We start from the raw sequence: 20,435 nt of genomic DNA on the forward strand, positions 1-20,435 counted from the left end.
AGAGGGTTCCATTGTTCCAGAATTTCACGTCAAGCGCCTCGCCGGAACATGGAGCCTCAAGGCTCGAAGCCCTACGAAAATGCGTGGCCCAACGAGGCCTGTCCGGCTTTATCATTCCAAGGTCGGATCGGTTTCAGGGCGAGTATGTAGCGCCTTGCGATGAACGGCTTGCGTGGCTGACCGGTTTCACCGGATCCGCTGGTTACTGTATTGTTCTTGAACAGAAAGCGGGCATCTTCGTTGATGGTCGCTACAGGCTACAAGTGCGCGAACAAGTTGACCTTGCTCATTTTCAGCCGGTCGATTGGCCCGAAACGACGCTTCAATCATGGCTGTTGGAAAATGTTTCGGAGAAGAGTAAGATTGGTTTCGATCCGTGGTTGCACACCCCCTCCCAAATAGAAGAAATCGAAAAGGCGCTATCATCGGGTAACATTTCGCTTGTCCCCTGCGAAAACCTCGTTGATGCAATTTGGGAAGATCGTCCGCCAGCTCCTTCTGCCCCGTTCTTTGTTCATCCCGATACATTTGCTGGCGAAACCCATCACGAGAAAAGACATCGCTTAGCTGCCGAACTCAGATCCACAGGCGTCGCAGCCGCAGTTATCTCACTTGCCGATAGCGTCGCATGGCTTTTCAACATTCGCGGCAACGATATCGAAAAGAACCCAGTGCCCCACGCACAAGCAGTGCTCTTTGCTGATGGTCATGCCCAACTTTTCGCCGCAGAGGGAAAATCAAGCGCAATCGAAGATCATCTTGGGGACGAAGTGACCGTGCACGATGAAAGTGCGCTTCTCGAGGCTCTTTCAAGAGTCCAAGGTGTGATCCAGATTGACCCTGCATCAACACCAGTTGCAGTTCTGCGACATCTCGAAGAGGCGCAAACCGTGGTCGTGCGCGGACAAGACCCGTGCGTTCTCCCCAAAGCGCGCAAGAATGAAACCGAGGTCGCAGGCATGCACGAGGCCCATCTCTTGGACGGCGCCGCTATGGTCAGGTTCCTCGCGTGGATGGAAGAGCAGGAAGGTCGGTCTGATTTGACCGAAATCGATATCGTCACTGCGCTTGAAGGGTTTCGTCGAGAAGCTCCAGAACTGCGAGACATCAGCTTCGATACGATCTGCGGCTCAGGGCCCCATGGCGCAATCATGCATTACCGCGTTACCAACGAGAGCAATCGCCGGATACAAGACGGTGATTTGATCGTCGTGGACTCTGGGGGCCAGTATCAATGCGGCACAACAGATATCACGCGCACGCTCTGCATCGGATCACCGCTGCCGATACACCGGACCTGCTACACGCGGGTTCTGCAAGGACTGATCGCAATTAGTCGCGCTCGCTTCCCAAAGGGTGTTGCGGGCGGCCACCTAGACGCCCTCGCGCGTGCCAACCTCTGGCACGATGGCCTCGATTTTGATCACGGTACGGGCCATGGTGTAGGCGCCTATCTCTGTGTACACGAAGGACCACAACGCCTGTCGCGTGTTTCGACCACGCCTTTGGAACCAGGGATGATCCTCTCAAATGAACCTGGATACTATCGTAATGGTGCGTTCGGAATCCGGCTCGAGAATCTGATCGTCACGGTTGATGCGCCTGCTCTCCCTGAAGGAGACGCACACAGAACGATGTTTTCCTTTGAAAACCTAACTTGGGGCCCATTCGAAAGACGCCTAATTGATCCAACTTTGCTTACAGAGGCCGAACGAGACTGGATCAATCTCTATCATGCGCATACGTTGGAGAAGATTGGGCCCCGTGTCGATGCAGCGGCGCGCGCATGGCTTGAGAAGGCGTGCCGCCCTCTTAGCTCGTAGGCTTGTCCGTCAACAGTGCGGCACATACAAAGGACGACATTATGACCGAGACCATTTCAATTAGGCCTATTGACGGAACATGGGTCGTGCGCGCGGGTGGTGCGGTCATTGGCGAGAGCACAAATGTCTTGGAATTGACCGAGGGCGATTTTTCGCCTGTGCTCTATTTTCCGCGCAAAGATATTGCCATGGCCTTCCTGGACGGAAACGAAAATACATCACGCTGCCCGCACAAAGGTGTGGCGCAATATTTCAACATCATTGCGAAAAGCGGGCCGCTCGTTGATGCCGCTTGGTCCTACACCGACCCGACCCCGCAAGCTGAAGAAATTCGCGACCACCTCGCATTCTACACCAGTAAGGTGACACTCGAAGAAGTCTAGATCAGGAATGCTCTTCCCGTGCCGTCTCCGATAGCGCGCGATTAACCTCACGCAATGCGTCTACTTGGAAAAGAGCCCCTTGCAGTTCAGGAGGTGTATCTTGACCAGATATGTGCACGATCGGGAGGCATGCTTGCCCAGTTCTTTCAAATTTAGGAAGCGCTTCCTCCAGCGTTGCGGTCGCCGCTAAGTACTCGCCATCATCAATCATTTGCCAGCAATCATCCTCGCTCGCGCAGTGAGGGTGATCAAATTTCCGCATGACTTGAGCCACCGATACTGTCGCTGGCAGATAGGCTTGTGGACCGGCCGCCAAGTGAACATTCTTTCGCTCAAGCTGAGTAAGGAAAAATGAGCGATCTACAAGTCGAGACGACAACGCCGTCGATAGAGACACTGCAATCATCACGGCAAGCCCCGTTTGCCAATCCCCAGTCAATTCGAAAACGATAAGCGTGGTCGATATCGGTGCACCCAGAACTGCCGCCGCCACTGCCCCCATACCTGCCAGAGCGTAAAGGCTTCCAGATCCTGAGACATGAGGAAAAATCGATGTAGCGACGATCCCAAAAGCCAAACCAGTAAGTGCTCCGACCATCAAAGACGGAGAAAAAATGCCGCCGCCCATGCGCCCACCGATCGTTATAGCAACGGCCACAATCTTCAGGATCACAAATACAACCGCCTCGCCGAACAAGAGGCGACCGGTCAGGGCATCGGAGGTTGTTTCATACCCCACTCCGATTATGTGCGGAAAAACGATAGCAAGAGCACCCAGCAAAGCGCCTGCCACCATAGGGCGGAGATAGCGCGGAGCGGAAGTCATCTCTTGCACCCGCGAGGCGAAATCTTCAGTCAAGAAAATCGCACGCATCAGGACAACAGCGACAAGGCCACACAGAAGCCCCAACAAAACAAACGCGGGTAGCTCTACATAGAAGGCCAGAGATGTTTGCGAGGGCAACACATACTCGGTCACATCACCAAGCAACAGGCGCGAAACCACCGTTCCCGTGACACTAGCAATAACAATTGGCGCGAAAGCATGAACCGCAAAGTGCCGCAAAACGACTTCGAGCGCGAAAAGTGCTCCGGCAATCGGTGCATTGAAACTTGCTGAAACAGCGGCGGCGACAGCGCACCCCAACAGATCGCGTCCGGTCACCCCGTCTGCCCTGATCCAGTTCGACACGCGAGATGCCAAAACCGCGGCAAGGTGCACAACTGGCCCTTCACGTCCGCTCGAACCACCCGTGGACAATGTGATGAAACTCGCGGCAGCAGATGCCAAACCCTCTTTCTGCTCTACTCGACCTTGCTTGAGAGCCGCTCCTTCAATGACGTCAGCCACAACACGGACACGCGCATCCGGTGTAAAGTAATGCAATATTAGACCAACCCCCAATCCACCAGCGACGGGAAGCGAAAACACAAGATACCAATCAAGTTCTGCAGCAAAACTTTTGAGGCGCGACACATCATCGACCCCGTACAGGAAGGCCTGCAGGCTTTCGACACCAAGTCGGAACATCAACGCAGCAAAGCCTGCCGAAATGCCAATCAATAGCGCAATTATCCAGAACTGAATCTGACTGGGACCATTCTGTCGAATAATTCTGAGAGCTTGCAGAGCGTAGTCGGCCGCCTCCTGCAACCCTTGCCGGATAGGCTTGACGACCGGATCAAGCATTTCGCTCCGCCTTCTCTTGTTTTCTATGCGCGCCTAATCCGACGAACCACGCCAAAAAATGATCTGCGTTCATTTCTAGGTGATTGTCGCGCCCAGTCCAAGCCCACTACACATGTAATCTTGGAGGCAAAACTAGTTTCGTTGCGCGGTTTCCAACAGGGCCTTCGCAGCTGCCACTGCTTCTGGCGTGATGGTATCGCCCGAAATCATGCGAGCAATTTCATCCGGTCGCTCTGCTTCGCTCAAAGGAACAACAGTCGTTTTTGTATCTTCATCAGATTGAAGTTTCGTCACGCGCCAATGACTGTTGCCGAATGCGGCCACTTGTGGCGAATGGGTAACGACGAGAACCTGCCCACCTTCTCCCAGACGCTGCAACCTCCGGCCAACAGCATCAGCAGTCGCACCGCCGACACCGCGGTCAATTTCATCGAAAATCATCGTGACCTTCGAGTCATCACGGGAAAGGCTGACCTTCAGAGCAAGCAGGAAGCGACTTAGCTCACCACCGGAAGCGACCTTGTTCAACGGCCCCGCAGGCGCTCCTGGATTGGTCGCAATGGTAAATGTAACATTGTCAATTCCGGCAGCCGCCATATCAGCTTCGGTGACCTCGGTGCGAAATAGGGCCCTTTCCATCTTTAATGGGGCCAGCTCAGCGGCAATCGCCGTATCCAAACGTGCGGCTGCCTCCTGACGAGATTTCGAGAGCACCCGAGCTGCCAAGTCATAGGCCTCCCGATCCTTCCGCAGCTGAATTTCTAATTCCTCCAGCCCGTTCTGACCATTTTCCAAGATATCGAGACGGGCCTGCATCTCGGATGTGAACGGCGCAAGGTCATCGGGGAGCACGCCATGCTTTCGGGCAATCGCCCGAATGGCAAACAAACGCTCCTCTACCTGCTCGAGTTCAGATGGATCAATACGCAACACGTCGAGACACCTTTCAATGCCTTGCTGCGCCTCGCCAAGTTCTGAGAGCGCGCGAGAGATTGCCGCTAAAGGCTCATCCAAATGCCCCTCGGTCTGCCCTGCCGCAGACTCCAGCCACCGCGCGGCGTCTGACAGCATGCCCTCTGCCCCTTCACGGCTGATCGCCTGCTCAGCCTTGATCACGTCATCCCTGATGCGTGCCGCAGCCTGCATCAAACGACGACGTGAATCCAACTCCGCCTCTTCGCCCTCCGATGGATCCAATCGTTCCAGCTCATTTACGGAATGGCGGAGGAAGTCCTCCTCCTCCTGCATAGCAGAATACTGTTCCTTCAGCGCTTTTTGTTTCTTCGTTGTTTCCCTCATCGTGCGCCACGCGGTGCCGCAGGCAGATAGAAGTTCGTGATGTCCAGCGAATTCATCAAGCAAACGCATATGATTGCGAGGGTTAAGTAATCCGCGGTCATCCTGTTGGCCATGTAACTCAACCAAGACGTCTGAGAGCCTTCTCAAGACATCGCCCGAGACACGCCGATCATTTACCCAAGCAGTCTTGCGCCCTTCTGAGGTGTTGACCCTTCGAATGATCAACTCATCGTCCGCTGGGATACCAAACTCATCGAGAATGGCAAAAATGTCAGGCTGGGAAGCAACGTCGAAGACAGCAACAACCTCGCCTTGCGAAGCACCCTTGCGAACAAGATCTGCTCTTCCTCGCCAACCAAGTACAAAGCCAAGCGCATCCAAAAGAATTGATTTTCCGGCGCCCGTTTCCCCAGTCAGCACATTCAGGCCGCGCTGAAAGTCGAGAGACAGCCAATCAATGATCAGGATGTCCCGAATTTCTAGTGTACGGAGCATACACAAAAATCCCGAATTAAGGTCACCCGCGGATCACAACCACTCACCGCGAACGGTTTGACGATAGATGGTTGTCAGCCAACCATCTCCGCGCGCCTCTGCTTCGAGGTTTTGCGCAGCGAGCAATCTATAACTCTCCTCGTACCATTCTGATGAGCGGTAATTATAGCCCAAGATCGCACCTGCAGCCTGTGCATCGCTAACGGCGCCTAGTGCAAGGTAGGATTCGACCAAGCGATGTAGGGCTTCGGGGGTGTGCGATGTGGTTTGGAAAACCTCTACAACCGTACGGAACCGCGATGCCGCCGAGGCATAATGCCCTCTTTTCAGGTAGTAACGGCCGACTTCCATCTCTTTGGCGGCGAGATGATCGAACGCCAGATCGTACTTCAATTCGGCAGAACGCGCATATTCGCTATCCGGATATCTCTCCAAAAGATCGCGGAATGCTTTTAATGCGTCGCGCGTGACCCCTTGATCCCGTCCGACATCATCAATCTGATCGTAATAGCTTAGTGCCAAAAGGTATTGCGCATAGGCAGCATCGCCGTCCGCAGGGTAAATGCTCAAAAACCGTTGGGCAGCCGCGCGGCTACGATCATACTCGCGATCCTGATGATAGGCGTAGGCTTGCATTATCAAGCCACGCTTCGCGTATTCCGAGTAAGGGAATAATCTTTCAATTTCTTCAAAATAGCCCGCCGCATCATTGGCATCACCGCGCGCTAATTCCAACTCACCCTGTTCAAAGATCTCGCGAGCCGAGGACTGTTCAAGATCCCCAACCTTCGAACCAGACCCACCCGAGCAAGCTACCAGAAACGGAACCGTCGCAACAACGAGGATAAACGCTCTGATTTTGCGATCATTGCCTTGCTGCATTATGTACCCCGCCAAATGGAAGCTGCTCATTTCATATTGGGGTCTAGCATAGAAATTTTTCCGGCAAAATGGCTTTTGCCACCATCGCGCCTCATGCGACCGCGCGCAGATCCGCCAAGCTAACCGATGCCCCTGGAAGATTGTCTGCAACACGCTTTTCACACTCGATGAAGCGCCACGCATCCGGTGTTGCAAATAACTTTCTCAGCAACGCATTGGTAAGGGCGTGCCCCGCACGAACACCGTGATAAGCGCCAATAATCGGCGCCCCGGCCATTGCCAAATCGCCCAATGCATCAAGCATCTTATGTCTGACTGGCTCGTCCACCCTTCTTAACCCGCCGGGAGACAGGACACGGTCACCGTCGAAAACAATCGCGTTTTCGAAGCTGCCTCCCAAAGCCAGACCGGCGGCATGCATTTTATCAACGTCCGATTTCATGCAAAATGTCCGGCAATCCGCTAGTTGGCGAAGAAACTGGCCGTTCTCCATCGACAGGCTAGCCTTTTGGCGCCCAATACTTGGAGCCTCAAAGTCGATTTCAAATGAAATGGACAGCCGATCCGATGGCGTCAATTCTGCACGGGCGCCATCGCGTTCGACGCGCACGCTGTCGAGGATTTCAATCGCCCTAACCGGAGCGTCAGTGTCCGCGACACCTGCACGCAAGAAGGCCCTGACGAACTCCGCCGCACTTCCATCCAGAATTGGCACTTCAGGGCCAGAAACCAAAATTTCAGCGTTCACGATACCAAGCCCAGCAAGGGCTGCCATCAGGTGTTCGACAGTCCCAACCGAAACGCCGTCTTCGTTCTGCAAACGTGTATTCAAAGGTTCTTGAACAACGTTCGACCAAGTCGCCGGAATGACTGAAAGACGAGCATCGACGTCGGTGCGGCGGAATGTGATCCCACTATCACCTTTTGCGGGGCAAATCTGCACTCTGACCGGAGCGCCGGAATGCAATCCTACGCCTTCGATCACGACAGGCTTCGCCAGAGTTTTCTGATGCGTGTTCGCCATAGTGCTAGAAGCTTTAACCCTAGTGGAAAACCGCCACAATTCACGCTTTGCGACGGTATGAAACATCTGAAAAAAGAAAGGGCGGCAAAGCTGCCGCCCCTATTTCAAAAGGATTTTAGCTGGCTCAATTCGCCTGGCGGCGCAGGAAAGCGGGTATTTCAATCTTTTCCTGTTCAGGATCGGCTTGAGCAGCCGGTTCCGGCTGGCTGGCGCGGACTGCTGGCTGCATACGTTCCCCTGCATTTTCAGCGGATCCTCCGGCCATTCGGTTGATCAACGAATTGATACCGAATCCGGCTCTACGCTCCGCTTGCTGCGGGCGGTTAGGCTCAGGCTGCTGGGCTTGGCTTGTCACGGTCGGCTGATGATTGACCGCCGTATGGAGCCTTTGCAGCGCTTCTTCTGTCGGTTGACCGGGTGCCTGCGACCTCGGCGCGACGAACTGATCCGCTGCGGCACTTTCGAACGGCACTTCATGGCTACGGGGCTGGTAAGCAGGTTGCGGCATCGCACTTTGAGCGGGCATCGACTCATCAATGTTCTCGAAAATGTCTTCAGCCTGTTCGGCTGCGATCTGCGAATGCTCGTCCTCATCAAAAAGCGACGGCTCTGCTGTCTCTACGACAGTAGCTTGAGCAACGGCAGCGGCCGGCGCAGGAGCATCACTTATCCTAAGCGGCTGCTGAGCTGGCTCCTGCTGAATGGTCCGGCGTGGCAAAGGCTCGGTCTGGCGCGCAGCTGCATCGATGCCAGTGGCAACCACAGAAACCCGCATCAAACCTTCCATATTGGGGTCCAAAGTTGAGCCAACAATGATGTTCGCGTCAGGGTCAACTTTCTCGCGGATCTTGTTTGCAGCTTCGTCCAACTCGAACAACGTCAGGTCGTAACCACCTGTAATATTGATCAGGACGCCTTTTGCACCCTCAAGGCTGATTTCATCCAAGAGCGGGTTCGCAATTGCTTTCTCGGCGGCGTCAACGGCACGATTTTCGCCTTCAGCCTCTCCGGTTCCCATCATCGCCTTGCCCATTTCGTCCATCACGGCACGAACGTCGGCGAAGTCCAAGTTGATCAAGCCCGGACGCACCATAAGATCGGTGACACCCTTTACACCTTGATAAAGAACATCATCTGCCAGCGCGAATGCTTCAGTGAAGGTTGTTTTCTCATTCGCGAGTCTGAACAAGTTCTGGTTTGGGATGATAATGAGCGTATCGACAACTTTCTGGAGCGCTTCAACACCGTCCTCGGCCTGACGCATCCGCTTGCCACCTTCGAACTGGAATGGCTTTGTCACCACGCCGACTGTGAGAACCCCCAATTCGCGCGCAGCTTGCGCGATGATCGGCGCCGCGCCAGTACCCGTTCCGCCGCCCATACCCGCAGTAATAAAGCACATATGCGCGCCAGCCAGTTGATCGACGATTTGCTCAATCGATTCCTCAGCGGCAGAGGCGCCGACCGAAGCGCGCGCTCCTGCGCCGAGTCCTTCAGTGACTTTGACACCCATCTGGATTTTTGCCGGAGCACGCGATTGCTGCAACGCTTGCGCGTCGGTATTTGCGACAACAAACTCCACGCCTTCGAGTGCTTTCTCGATCATATTGTTTACGGCGTTGCCGCCAGCACCACCGACGCCAAAAACCGTGATACGAGGCTTCAACTCATCGTGCCCGGGCATTGAGAGGTTCAAAGTCATGTCAATCCGCCTGTTTATTTACCCCATTCAAACGGGGCTACTGCAAAACTCGTTTTGTTAATCCTAGCGATTCATGCTCCGGACGTCACGGAAAAAACGAAAATTACCTACAAAATATAGGGTGTTCATCGTTAGTTCCGCGCCAATCTAGGCAGTTAGGCAAAATATTGCGTACTACCAGTTGTCTCTAAACCATTTGACCGCACGTCGCAGGGAACGCGCTGGATAACCCTCGGCCGGGATTTCGAAATCCCACCATTCATCCTGCGGGTTTGCCGCATAGAGCGACAACCCCACTGTAGACGCAAATGCAGGACCAGTCGCAGCTTGGGGCAGGCCATAGACCCGCATTGGGCGACCGAAACGCACTTGTTGCCCAAGAATGCGGCTGGCCAAACCGTCCAACCCGGGAATTTGGCTCGCGCCGCCAGTCAGCACGATCTTCTGGCTTGGAAGGCTGTCAAATCCTGCGGCGTCTAGAAGCGAGCGTGCCTCTTCCAGTATTTCTTCGACTCGGGGCCGCATGATCCCGATCAGTTCGGCACGGCTTACGGTCCGCCGGTCATGCTCCCAGTCACCAGAGTCACCTCCAATATCGATCATTTCCCGATCGTCCATCCCCGTGGCCACAACACCACCGTAGATCGTTTTGATCCTCTCAGCGGTCGAAAGCGGAACCTGAAGCCCCATCGAAATGTCCGAGGTCACATGATCACCGCCCATGCGGACGCAATCAGCAAAAATCATATGTTTCTTGAGAAAGATCGACAGGCTGGTCGTACCACCGCCCATATCCAGACAGGCCGCACCCAACTCCTGCTCGTCTTCAACGAGCGCCGAAATGCCCGAAACATAGGCCGACGAGGCGACGCCAGCCAATTCGAGGTCGCAGCGTTTCAAGCAATACATGAGGTTCTGCAACATGGTACCATCCACTGTAAGCAGATGCATATCCGTGCTGAGCGTGTTCCCATACTGCCCACGCGGATCGGAGAGCCCGGTCCGATGATCCAAGGTGAAATTCACCGGCTGCGCGTGCAGCACTTCTCGGCCGGAACCGATGTCGGGCACATCACATGCGGCAAGGACCCGTCCGATCTCGTTATCGGAGACAACGGATGTTTCGAGTGCGATTTGCCCGTCCAAACCGTAAGAACGCGGTCGCGCCCCTGAAAAACAAGCAATGACATGATCGACCCTCACGTCCGCCATCTTTTGCGCTGCTTGGACGGCGGTTCTGATAGCGCGCTCAGCCTCCTGCATGGCCTCGATTTCGCCAAAACGGATGCCCCGCGACTTTGTCGTTGCTGCGCCGATCACCCTGAAGGCACTTTGGCCGGCCAAAGAGCGGAGCCCGTCAACGTCGTCGACGCGATCCGCCCCATCGAACCTCAGGACAAGACAGGCAACCTTCGATGTTCCGATATCAAGGATAGCGACAACACCACGTTGCATTGCCGCCTTTCGCAGGGCGCGCATAGATCTTTGCGATTCATATAAGTTTTTCATTATTGTTGCCCCGTTTCAAAACTCGTTGCCGTAATCCGCCGAAATTCCGCAACAGCCGTCTCGCTCAACCTAATAGTGGGCCTTTGCGGAATTCTGAGGTCAATCGCCGCAATATCTCGTTCGAGCAAATCTCTCGTCTCGCTCATCACGATAATCGCTTCCAACGTTGAAATCGGACTCTCCACCGGCAACATAATGCGCCGGCCCCTATCAAGCAGGATGTCCCACCGCCGCTCTCCAACCCGAAGGAGGCCATAAACCTGATTTCTGATCGGCCTTGCGGCGTCTAACAGCAGAAGAGCCTCCTGCGCATGCGCGCGGGCGTCCTTACCTGCGATCAGCGGCAGATCTGCGCGATCCTCGCGCTGCGGTAGAACCATTATAATTGCACCGGTCTCGTCGATCAGTCGCAAGCCATCCGCCCCGCGCCAGACAGCAACAGGGAGCCTTTGCGTTATCGAGACTTCAAGCAACCCCTGACCGCCGATACGCAGCTCGGCGTTCTTTACCGGCCCAAGAGTCTCGAGCCGATCTCTCAGCTCGTTCAGATCAAGCTGGAAAGACGAAACCGGAAATTCCAAGCCCATTATCTCTCTTAGCTGGCCATCCAGCTCTTCGCTAACGCCCGTGATATGCATCGCACGCACAGCGAATTCGGGTCGCTGCTCGATGGTATACCACATCGCGGCGATCTGCTGGTCTAGGGCTTCGCGGCGCGAAGCATCCGACAAGAACACGAGGATGGGCAGAGTGATCAGCAGCAAAGGTGCACCGATACGGATCAATTTTCGCACGCCGCGTGTGAGCAGAAGCCGCTGTACGCGATACGCCCAAAGTGAAGGCGCCGGATCGACATTCCGTTGTGACCTTCCGCCTAGCGCGAACATGATGCGTCCTCCACCAACCAATCGCACAGCGCCTCGAATGACATTCCAATATGTGCAGCTTGTTCCGGGACCAAAGACGTTGGCGTCATCCCCGGTTGGGTATTGGTTTCCAAAAGCACCAATCCGTCGATGCCCATGGTTTCGTCCCATCGGAAGTCCGTCCGACTGGCGCCGCGACACCCCAACGCATCATGCGCCCTTATTGCGTAATCCAAGCAAGACTGAAAAATCTCTTTCGGTACTTCCGCAGGCACCACATGGCGCGACCCGCCGACTTGATACTTGGCATCGTAATCGTACCAGCCATCGGTGAAGATGTCCGTCACGGTCAAAGCGCGATCGCCAATGACAGCCGTCGTCAATTCACGCCCGGGGACAAAAGTTTCGACAAGGACATGTTCCGGCATATCGCTCGAGAGCGCCGGCGGCCTATTCGCACCTGCCTCGACCAGATAGACCCCAACGCTCGACCCCTCATTATTCGGTTTGATCACATAAGGAGGTTCAAGCACATGCGCCGCTTGCGCTGCTGTCTTGGAGACAATCCGGCTATCGGCAACGGGCAAACCGACAGCACGATAGACATCCTTTGTGCGTTGTTTGTCCATCGCGAGCGCCGATGCCAACACGCCAGAATGGGTATATGGAATGCGGAGCCATTCAAGAATGCCCTGCACGCAGCCATCTTCGCCCCACCGCCCGTGTAGAGCATTGAAAACGACGTCTGGCTGGGCTTTCTGTAAATCCGCGACGAGGTTCTCACCGGCATCAATTTCGACGACAGTGTAGCCTGCGCTGCGCAGTGCACGCGCACATTCGCGCCCTGAGCTGAGAGAAACCTCTCGCTCGGCGGATGGACCACCCATCAAAACCGCAACAATACGGCTTGCCTTCGACGACATGCCTTTGCCTCTACCGCCGGAAAAACCGGTCAATTTGATTGTCACCCTATTCGGGCTCGGCTCTTTTGGCCGATAACTGCTCTTTTAATTTTTCAAACGCTCTTTTCACCGATGCGTTTGATTTCCCATTCTAGCGTTATACCGCTTGAATCGTAAACCTTTTTTCGCACCAACTCGCCCAAAGCTTCCAGATCTGCGGCGGTAGCGTTTTCGGCATTAGTCAGGAAGTTGGGGTGCTTCTCGTTCATCCATGCGCCGCCGAGTCTGGCGCCGCGCATGCCTGCATCCTCGATCACTTTCCACGCCTTCAACTCATGCGTGTCATCAGCGCGGCCAGTGCTCGAATATCCTGCCGGATTGCGAAAGGTTGAACCAGCTGTTCTGTCCTTTGTCGGCTGGCTCTCGTCGCGCCTGCGGAGCTGATCGTCCATCCGCGCGTTCAACGCATCGGGATCACCCCGCTCCGGCTTGAAATCAGCAGAAACGATGACGCTGTCGGCAGGCAACTCCGAGGAGCGATAGTCAAGCCCCAAATCCGCGCATGCCAATGTTTCGATCCCGCCATCCCTGTGAACGACGCGAATATTATCCAGCACATCAGCGACATAGGAGCCGTAGCAGCCTGCATTCATCCGAACGGCGCCGCCGATCGATCCTGGGATGGTTCGTAAGAATGTGAGGTCAAACCCCGCAGCAGCTGCTTTCTTCGCCGCGTGCGCATCCAGTGAGGCGGCTCCCAACCGAACGAGATCGCCGTGGAACTCGATCCCGTTGAAACCACGCCCGAGCCTAATAACCACACCGCGAATTCCGCCATCTCTGACGATAAGGTTGGAGCCGATACCCATCGGGAATACTGGGATTTCAGATGGCAGTTGACGGAGAAAATCCGAAAGGTCTGCCTCATCCAAAGGTTGAAAAAACCAATCAGCCGGTCCGCCAACGCGCAACCATGTCAAATCGGCAAGCGAACGCCCTTGGGAGAGCTTTCCGCGGACGGGTGGCATATCAATGTGTTCATTCATATTTGACCCCAAATGCCCGTTTGCCCCAACGCCAAAGATAGATAACCGGCCAGCGCAATATCGACGCTCCTGCCACCAAGAAAACCAAACCAATGACAATACCGTTTTCGTAAACGACAACCCCGAGCAAAGGAATGCCGAACCCAATGAGGAAGTAGGCTCGTCTCCAATGATTGTCCTTACTTGGCAACATCCCGAGCAGATTGGCTACAATCAACCAGAGGAATGCAAAGACCAAGGATAACGTCATCAGATGCCCTCTACGCCGCAGATCGATGCCTTACTCTGCCAAGCGGGCGGGAAGATTGTGCGCCCAAGCGGAAATCGTACCTGCACCCAAACATACCACGATATCGCCACTCCTCGCAGAGTCTTTAACAAGCTTAACAAGATCGGCCTCAGTCTCTAGTGCCTGTGCATTCCGATGGCCGTGACCAATCAGGCCGCGCACCAGATCATCACGCGTCGCACCGGGAATAAGTTCCTCACCCGCCGCGAACACCTCGGCAATTCCGACGACATCGGCCTCATTGAAACAAGCGCAGAAATCCTCGAACAGGGAAGAAAGGCGGCTGTATCTGTGTGGTTGGTGGACAGCAATAACACGCCCTTCGCTTGCCTGACGTGCCGCTTTGAGGACCGCAGCGATTTCAACAGGGTGATGACCATAATCATCAATAACAGTGATTCCGTTGACTTCGCCTACCTTTGTAAAACGCCGGTTCACCCCACCAAATTTTGCCAAAGCTGCGCGAATTTGGGCCTTTGTCATCCCCAAATGCCGCGCGACAGCGACCGCAGCGAGCGCATTGGAAACGTTATGATCTCCCGGCATCGGCAGGGTGCAACCTTCAATGACCTGACCTTCGGCTTGGAGAGCGACATCGAAATGCGCGACGCCCTTGCGATAGGTCAGATTAACCGCACGCACGTCAGATTGCGCGTTAAAGCCAAAGGTGACGACGCGGCGGTCTGAAATACGGCCTACGAGATTTTGCACCTCGGGGTGATCGGTGCAGCAAACAGCCAATCCGTAAAACGGTATATTTGAGACGAAATCGTAAAAACCCTGCCGCAGATTTTCAATCGTTCCCCAATGCTCCATGTGCTCGGGGTCGATATTCGTCACAATTGCGATCGTTGCGGGCAAGCGATTGAAAGTGCCGTCACTTTCATCCGCTTCCACAACCATCCACTCGCCATCACCAACCCGGGCGTTCGATCCATAGGCGTGAATGATCCCGCCATTAACCACAGTGGGATCGAACTCACCATGATCCAGCAGGGCGGATACCATCGTAGTGGTTGTGGTTTTTCCGTGTGTGCCGGCGACTGCGACGTTTGACTTGAGGCGCATCAGCTCTGCGAGCATTTCGGCGCGACGCACGACAGGCAAGCCACGACGACGCGCCTCATCAAGCTCTACATTGCCCGCCTTGATTGCGGATGACACGACGACAACTTCGGCATGCTCCAGATTATCAACCGACTGGCCCTCGAAAATCGTCGCACCCATTTCCGCGAGACGATCCGTGATCTTCGACCGTTTCAAATCAGATCCCTGCACAACATATCCGTGGTTGATGAGAACCTCGGCTATCCCCGACATCCCAATGCCGCCGATACCCACGAAATGGATTGGGCCGACGTCTAAAGGGAGCTTCGTTGCGGCGTTCATTTGCTGTCTTTCGTTCCTGCGACCCGCTCCACCATCGAAACGAGCCTTTCGGTTGCATCCGGCACCCCACACTGGAGCGCAGCCTTTGCCATATTGCTCGCTTGCTCCGGATTCGAGAGGATTTCTGCTAATTGCGCGGTCAATGTCGCGGGATCAAGCTTTTCCTCAGGGATCAATTTTGCTGCACCAGCCTCGACCAACGCCCGCGCATTGGCAGTTTGCTCATCACGGATCGCGGCTGCGAGCGGCACAAAAATGGCCGGCCGACCGACGATCGCGACATCAGCAACAGTAGACGCACCGGAACGGCAGACGACGACTTGCGCTTGCGCGAGACGATCCGGAATATCCGCGTAGAAGGTTTGCACCTCCGCTTGGATACCTGTTCCCACATAGTGCTCGGACACCCGCGCGACATCCTCCGGCCGCGCTTGTTGAACGACATGCACTCGTTCGCGCAGTTCGCGGGATAGGTTGGAAATGGCTTCCGGCACAACATCAGAAAGAATGCGCGCTCCCTGACTACCGCCGACCACAAGGATGGTGATTGGGCAGTCATTCCCCGTTTCATAGGGCGCTGCTGCGCGTGTCAGGATCGCCTCACGAACGGGATTACCTGTATGCTCGGAAATGACACCCTTTGGCAATTTGGTATCGGCTGTTCCACAGGCGACGGCATGCACATGGCGCGCGAAGAGTTGGTTCACGCGGCCCAGGACACCGTTCTGTTCGTGCAGCATGCGCGGCACCCGTGCCAAAAAGGCGGCCCCCATCGCAGGAATTGCGGGGTATCCGCCGAAGCCCACGACAACGTCGGGGCGCTCTCTCAGAAAACCCAGCAATGCCGCCAGAATACCTCCAATAAGCTGCAGCGGCACCAAAACCTTTGCAACAAGGCCGCCTCTTGCCAAGGTGCCGCTGCGCAGCGTCACGACCTCAACAGCAGCCGGAAAGCCGCTCGTATAGCGCGCGCCGCGCTTGTCGGTGGTTAGCCTGACGCGCCACCCTTTTGCGAGCATCGCTTCGGCCAGTGCCTGAGCGGGGAACATATGGCCGCCCGTACCACCAGCGGCGATGACAAGTAGCCTACCGGACATCAGTGGCGTCTGCCGAATGCATCGGCGATCTCGCCCTGCGGACGTACCCGCGTGAAAGCCAACAACATGCCAATCGCAATACCGCCAGCAATCAGCGAAGAGCCGCCATATGATACGAACGGCAAGGTCATCCCTTTGGCAGGCAGGAGGCGCACCGCAACGCCCATGTTGATCATTGCTTGAACACCGAACCCGCAAGCGAGGCCCGTACCAGCCAAACGCACGAAGGGATCTCTTTCACGCATCAGCCGCAAAATCGATCTTACCACAACAATCGTATACAGAGCGATAATGGCCAGAACGCAGACTAGCCCGTACTCCTCTGCCGCCACGGCGATGATGAAATCAGTATGCGCATCCGGCAAGGACCACTTAACCTGCCCCTCCCCCAACCCGACGCCGAAAAAACCGCCTTCACGGATGGCATTTGTTGCATAGCCAAGTTGCGTCGTCGGGTCGATTTCGGGGTTGAGAAAGCCATCAATGCGACGGGCGAAGTGTTCCGAGTTTTGATAGGCAAATCCGCCAGCGAGCACCACAACGCCCCCAAGCCCGATCAACAATAACATCGGCGCCCCTGCCACAAAATACATCACGGACCATGAGAAGAGGACCAAAGCCGCCTGACCAAAATCAGGCTGAAAAGCCAATAAAACAACGATGATAATAGCCATCAGGAAGGAATAGAGGCGCCCAGGTGGGCCGCCGATTTCGAAACTGGCAGCCATGAACCAAGCGGCTGTTACGACGAATAGAGGCTTAAGGAATTCGGAAGGCTGGACCGACGCAAAGCCAAGTGAATACCAACGGATAGCACCCTTGCCAAAATCCGTCCCGAAAGCGGGCAGCATTGCGAGTGCAGCAAATGACGCAACGAAACCGAGGACGGCCAAGCGACGCACTATGGTTGGCGACATCATTGAGGTGATAATCATTACAACCATCGCGATGCCGGCGAAAAAACCTTGCCGCAAAACGTAGTGAAATGGCTCAAGACCGTTGCGCGTTGCAAGCGGCGGGGAAGCTGCGAAACCCAACAGCAAGCCAATGCCTACAAGCATGAAAATGCAGCATAATGTCCATTTATCTATCGTCCGCCACCATCGCGGAAGGACGGGCTCACTGACACGGGCCGCACCGGCACCGTATACCATCTCAGTCATGGCTAACCTGCTTTATCGCCTCATCATCGCCCGTTTTCCGGGTCTGGGTCATACGGTACCGGCTGCGCGCCGAAAATTCCAGTAAAAACAAGCAGGCACTGTGATCCGAGTTTTCTTGCACCGATCAGAAAAACAAGGCACGAGCATGATATGCATAAAAGAACCTTGATCATTGGAGCTGGGGCGGCGGGCCTATTTTGTGCAGGGATGAGCGGTGCGGATACGCTTGTCATTGATCACGCGAAAGCTGCGGGGGAAAAAATTCGAATTTCCGGCGGTGGTCGCTGTAATTTCACCAATATACATACCTCGTACGATAATTTTATCTCGCAAAACAGACATTTCTGCAAATCTGCCTTGAGTAGATACACCCAGTGGGATTTTCTTGATCTTGTTGAGCGATACGGGATCGGTTGGCACGAAAAAACGCTTGGACAATTGTTCTGCGACAACAGCGCGAAAGACATCATCCAGATGCTTCTGAGCGAAATGGCTGATGCCGAACTTTGGCTGCAAACCACTGTAATCAATATAGAAAAGAGAGATCAGGGCTTTAGCGTCAGGGTGCAAAAGCAGGGTCGCGAGATGACCATTACATGCGACCATCTGGTGATTGCGACGGGGGGAAAGTCGATCCCGAAGATGGGGGCGACGGGGTTTGCCTATGAGGTGGCGGAACAGTTTGGAATGGACGTTATCGAGCCGCGTGCGGGATTGGTTCCATTTACGTTTTCTGACAATAAATTCAGAGAGTTGTCCGGAGTGGCGACACCTGTTCGCGCGGTAGCAATGCACGGTCCTGACTTTGAAGAAGCGCTGCTTTTCACCCATCGCGGGCTTTCGGGGCCGGCGGTGCTGCAAGTCTCAAGTTATTGGAAAGAAGGGGAAAATTTATCCCTCAACCTCCTCCCGAATGTGGATATTGTCAAAATGCTGCAAGCGCAGCGTCAGGTCGCGGGGAGGAAGTCGATCGGAAAAGTTCTCGCAAATCACCTCCCCAGCCGACTCGTCGAACATCTTAGCGACGCGCTTCCGCTCAAAGAAAACGTTGCAGATCAAAGCGATACGAAGATTTTTGCCTTGGTAGACGCGTTGCAGAACTGGCGTGTCAAGCCGACCGGGACCGAGGGATTCCGCACGGCGGAGGTGACGCTAGGCGGCATTGATACCGACGGGTTATCATCAAAAACGATGATGTCGAAAACCGTTGAAAACCTTTATTTTATTGGGGAAGCCGTTGATGTGACCGGCTGGCTTGGCGGCTATAACTTCCAATGGGCATGGTCATCGGCCTATGCGGCGGGAACGGCCATCGCGGGTGCTGAAAAGCCGATGCACAAGTGATGCACAACTGATGCACAACCTATGCATATCGCACCTGCAGCATATTAACCAAATCGGCTGATACGTTCATCAAGGTAAACGAAACCCAAATTTTGACAGCCGCGCAAAATAAAGACCCGCGCCATAGAGCGCGGGCCTCTTTTTCGTTTCACTTGCCGTCGCGGCTCGAGTTACTTTTTCGTCTTCAACAGGCGGCCAAGCGCGCGGTTGGTATTGTCGATCCGACCGAGGATTTCCGTTACCTCGCGCTGGAAGTTCGCGAGATCATCGAGCACGTCGATCAGGCTCTTGCCATCGGCACCAATGCGGGAGCATTCGATCACGCCCATGACGCGAACAACCTCAAGCCCGGAGGCAAGACGCTTCATCTGCTCGGTGCGCTTGAAGAAATCTGCCGTGTCTTCGGCGATGGCAGCGACCTGCTTGATCGCCTCTTCCTGATAGCCAGCCTGTTGCGCCGACAGGAACGCAACCTCGAGGTCACGATTGATATCGAGCGGCAGGTCTGTCTCTTCCGCGAATTGTTTGATTAGCTCGCTCTGCAGGCGTGCGGTCATCGACAGGAAGCTGCCCCGTGCCACGCTGGACGCAAGCTTGCGCGCACCCTGTGCGAAGGCGAGCATCTCTTCCTTCATCACGGAGGACTGTTGGTTGTAGTTGTTAGAGATCACGCCAACCGAGCGCCCCGCCGCGCCGAGACGTGCGGCGCGAACTTGCATGTTCAGGGCGACAAACTGATTCGCCTTGTAGGGACGTTCGATTTTTTGGGCCTCTTCGAGCAGCGTAGAGCCAATATCGCTCAGCTCTTTGAAGCGGCGGGTATCGGCGGTGGCTTCGACGTTCATTGCCTCATCGCGGGCACGAACCTCGATCGCGAGGGCTTCGGACATGAAGTGATCGTAGTCGCGGAAGCCGTGGGTCGAAAGCTGGTCGATCAGAATGTTGGCGCTGTCTTCGGGTTCGAGCTCTTCAGTCCGCTCCCGTTCGCGGAGGGCGGCATATTCCTTTTCGACCTTGGCAAGAAGCGGGCTGGTTGGCTTGAACTGGACCGAGAGGTAGCCCCCTTCGGCGGGCGTGACGACGGCAAAAACCCAATAGTAGCGCCCGTCAGCGGCGCAGTTCTTAACATAGGCACCAATCGGCTTGCCCGCCTTGATGTAATCCCACATGAGGGAGAACAGCCCGCGCGGCATATCTGGGTGCCGGATGATCCGATGCGGCGCTTTGAGAACCTTCTCCCACGGATAACCCGAAATGCGCTGGAATACTTCATTCGCAGTGAAGATGACACCGCGTTGGTCGGTTCTGGAGAAGAACAGTTCATCGACCTGAAAGGGGGCCGGCTCGTTGATCGTCTTTTTTTCGGCGCGGATGTTTGAAGCGGCAACGGGCACTGCTTCGACTGCGGAGATCGGCCCAAGGTCGTTCATGATGCTTCCTTCGAGGTCAGTAGAGTTCAAGAAAGCGGATCGAATACCCGCTCGCATGGTTTAACGTCCTCGGGAAGGAATATTTCATGCCAGTGGATGGGA

General features: G+C 55.2%; 17 protein-coding genes. 3 read left to right on the top strand and 14 right to left on the bottom strand.

Annotation, left to right across the window (positions count from 1 at the left end; genetic code table 11):
• The first annotated feature begins 11 nt into the window (after positions 1-11).
• Both AB1E42_RS10235 and AB1E42_RS10240 read left to right on the top strand, forming a co-directional pair.
• Positions 12-1,823, top strand: a complete 1,812-nt coding sequence (locus AB1E42_RS10235; protein WP_368344143.1) for an aminopeptidase P family protein — start codon at positions 12-14, stop codon at positions 1,821-1,823.
• A gap of 41 nt (positions 1,824-1,864) precedes the next feature.
• Positions 1,865-2,206, top strand: coding sequence for a DUF427 domain-containing protein (locus tag AB1E42_RS10240; RefSeq protein WP_368344144.1), 342 nt, complete (start codon positions 1,865-1,867; stop codon positions 2,204-2,206).
• Between the two features lies 1 nt (position 2,207).
• Here the strand turns inward: AB1E42_RS10240 and AB1E42_RS10245 are convergent, their stop codons facing one another.
• From AB1E42_RS10245 to ftsW, 13 genes are all read right to left on the bottom strand, one after another.
• Positions 2,208-3,896: a chloride channel protein gene (locus AB1E42_RS10245; RefSeq protein WP_368344145.1), complete on the bottom strand. Its 1,689-nt coding sequence runs from the start codon at positions 3,894-3,896 to the stop codon at positions 2,208-2,210.
• Positions 3,897-4,028: 132 nt separating this feature from the next.
• Entirely contained in the window at positions 4,029-5,690 is a 1,662-nt protein-coding gene (gene recN, locus AB1E42_RS10250) for a DNA repair protein RecN (RefSeq protein WP_368344146.1), read from the bottom strand.
• A 33-nt stretch (positions 5,691-5,723) separates the two neighbouring features.
• Positions 5,724-6,575 (bottom strand): outer membrane protein assembly factor BamD, encoded by an 852-nt coding sequence (locus AB1E42_RS10255; RefSeq protein WP_368346410.1) that lies wholly within the window; start codon positions 6,573-6,575, stop codon positions 5,724-5,726.
• A gap of 88 nt (positions 6,576-6,663) precedes the next feature.
• On the bottom strand, positions 6,664-7,596 hold the full coding sequence (gene lpxC, locus AB1E42_RS10260) for a UDP-3-O-acyl-N-acetylglucosamine deacetylase (protein WP_368344147.1): 933 nt from the start codon (positions 7,594-7,596) through the stop codon (positions 6,664-6,666).
• Between the two features lie 124 nt (positions 7,597-7,720).
• Positions 7,721-9,298: a cell division protein FtsZ gene (ftsZ, locus tag AB1E42_RS10265; RefSeq protein WP_368344148.1), complete on the bottom strand. Its 1,578-nt coding sequence runs from the start codon at positions 9,296-9,298 to the stop codon at positions 7,721-7,723.
• Between the two features lie 174 nt (positions 9,299-9,472).
• Positions 9,473-10,807 carry a cell division protein FtsA gene (ftsA, locus tag AB1E42_RS10270; protein ID WP_368344149.1) on the bottom strand — a complete coding sequence of 445 codons (1,335 nt, stop codon included), beginning with the start codon at positions 10,805-10,807 and terminating at the stop codon, positions 9,473-9,475.
• Positions 10,807-11,694 carry a cell division protein FtsQ/DivIB gene (locus tag AB1E42_RS10275; RefSeq protein WP_368344150.1) on the bottom strand — a complete coding sequence of 296 codons (888 nt, stop codon included), beginning with the start codon at positions 11,692-11,694 and terminating at the stop codon, positions 10,807-10,809. The genes ftsA and AB1E42_RS10275 overlap by 1 nt, the downstream gene beginning before the upstream one ends.
• Positions 11,682-12,596: a D-alanine--D-alanine ligase gene (locus tag AB1E42_RS10280; RefSeq protein ID WP_368344151.1), complete on the bottom strand. Its 915-nt coding sequence runs from the start codon at positions 12,594-12,596 to the stop codon at positions 11,682-11,684. The genes AB1E42_RS10275 and AB1E42_RS10280 overlap by 13 nt, the downstream gene beginning before the upstream one ends.
• A 92-nt stretch (positions 12,597-12,688) precedes the next feature.
• On the bottom strand, positions 12,689-13,621 hold the full coding sequence (murB, locus tag AB1E42_RS10285) for a UDP-N-acetylmuramate dehydrogenase (RefSeq protein ID WP_368344152.1): 933 nt from the start codon (positions 13,619-13,621) through the stop codon (positions 12,689-12,691).
• Positions 13,614-13,871 carry a DUF2484 family protein gene (locus tag AB1E42_RS10290; protein WP_368344153.1) on the bottom strand — a complete coding sequence of 86 codons (258 nt, stop codon included), beginning with the start codon at positions 13,869-13,871 and terminating at the stop codon, positions 13,614-13,616. Before AB1E42_RS10290 ends, murB begins: the two co-directional genes overlap by 8 nt.
• Positions 13,872-13,901: 30 nt before the next feature.
• Positions 13,902-15,299, bottom strand: a complete 1,398-nt coding sequence (murC, locus tag AB1E42_RS10295) for a UDP-N-acetylmuramate--L-alanine ligase (protein ID WP_368344154.1) — start codon at positions 15,297-15,299, stop codon at positions 13,902-13,904.
• On the bottom strand, positions 15,296-16,396 hold the full coding sequence (gene murG / locus AB1E42_RS10300; protein WP_368344155.1) for an undecaprenyldiphospho-muramoylpentapeptide beta-N-acetylglucosaminyltransferase: 1,101 nt from the start codon (positions 16,394-16,396) through the stop codon (positions 15,296-15,298). The genes murC and murG overlap by 4 nt, the downstream gene beginning before the upstream one ends.
• Positions 16,396-17,559: a putative lipid II flippase FtsW gene (gene ftsW / locus AB1E42_RS10305; protein WP_368344156.1), complete on the bottom strand. Its 1,164-nt coding sequence runs from the start codon at positions 17,557-17,559 to the stop codon at positions 16,396-16,398. Before ftsW ends, murG begins: the two co-directional genes overlap by 1 nt.
• Before the next feature lie 150 nt (positions 17,560-17,709).
• Between ftsW and AB1E42_RS10310 the strand changes: the two genes are divergently transcribed.
• On the top strand, positions 17,710-18,903 hold the full coding sequence (locus AB1E42_RS10310) for an NAD(P)/FAD-dependent oxidoreductase (protein ID WP_368344157.1): 1,194 nt from the start codon (positions 17,710-17,712) through the stop codon (positions 18,901-18,903).
• A 170-nt stretch (positions 18,904-19,073) separates the two neighbouring features.
• Here AB1E42_RS10310 and AB1E42_RS10315 read toward each other — a convergent pair whose 3' ends face one another.
• On the bottom strand, positions 19,074-20,333 hold the full coding sequence (locus AB1E42_RS10315) for a PAS domain-containing protein (RefSeq protein ID WP_368344158.1): 1,260 nt from the start codon (positions 20,331-20,333) through the stop codon (positions 19,074-19,076).
• Between the last annotated feature and the right edge of the window lie 102 nt (positions 20,334-20,435).

Origin of the sequence: Pelagovum sp. HNIBRBA483, from assembly GCF_040931995.1 — a bacterium.
In the GTDB taxonomy this organism is placed as follows: Bacteria; Pseudomonadota; Alphaproteobacteria; order Rhodobacterales; family Rhodobacteraceae; genus JAEPMR01.

Excerpts from the sequence above, each read along its gene's own strand:
- AB1E42_RS10240 (WP_368344144.1), top strand. The coding sequence starts at position 1,865 with ATGACCGAGACCATTTCAATTAGGCCTATTGACGGAACATGGGTCGTG.
- AB1E42_RS10245 (WP_368344145.1), bottom strand. The coding sequence starts at position 3,896 with ATGCTTGATCCGGTCGTCAAGCCTATCCGGCAAGGGTTGCAGGAGGCG.
- recN (WP_368344146.1), bottom strand. The coding sequence starts at position 5,690 with ATGCTCCGTACACTAGAAATTCGGGACATCCTGATCATTGATTGGCTG.
- lpxC (WP_368344147.1), bottom strand. The coding sequence starts at position 7,596 with ATGGCGAACACGCATCAGAAAACTCTGGCGAAGCCTGTCGTGATCGAA.
- ftsZ (WP_368344148.1), bottom strand. The coding sequence starts at position 9,298 with ATGACTTTGAACCTCTCAATGCCCGGGCACGATGAGTTGAAGCCTCGT.
- ftsA (WP_368344149.1), bottom strand. The coding sequence starts at position 10,807 with ATGAAAAACTTATATGAATCGCAAAGATCTATGCGCGCCCTGCGAAAG.
- AB1E42_RS10275 (WP_368344150.1), bottom strand. The coding sequence starts at position 11,694 with ATGTTCGCGCTAGGCGGAAGGTCACAACGGAATGTCGATCCGGCGCCT.
- AB1E42_RS10280 (WP_368344151.1), bottom strand. The coding sequence starts at position 12,596 with ATGTCGTCGAAGGCAAGCCGTATTGTTGCGGTTTTGATGGGTGGTCCA.
- murB (WP_368344152.1), bottom strand. The coding sequence starts at position 13,621 with ATGAATGAACACATTGATATGCCACCCGTCCGCGGAAAGCTCTCCCAA.
- AB1E42_RS10290 (WP_368344153.1), bottom strand. The coding sequence starts at position 13,871 with ATGACGTTATCCTTGGTCTTTGCATTCCTCTGGTTGATTGTAGCCAAT.
- murC (WP_368344154.1), bottom strand. The coding sequence starts at position 15,299 with ATGAACGCCGCAACGAAGCTCCCTTTAGACGTCGGCCCAATCCATTTC.
- murG (WP_368344155.1), bottom strand. The coding sequence starts at position 16,396 with ATGTCCGGTAGGCTACTTGTCATCGCCGCTGGTGGTACGGGCGGCCAT.
- ftsW (WP_368344156.1), bottom strand. The coding sequence starts at position 17,559 with ATGACTGAGATGGTATACGGTGCCGGTGCGGCCCGTGTCAGTGAGCCC.
- AB1E42_RS10310 (WP_368344157.1), top strand. The coding sequence starts at position 17,710 with ATGCATAAAAGAACCTTGATCATTGGAGCTGGGGCGGCGGGCCTATTT.
- AB1E42_RS10315 (WP_368344158.1), bottom strand. The coding sequence starts at position 20,333 with ATGAACGACCTTGGGCCGATCTCCGCAGTCGAAGCAGTGCCCGTTGCC.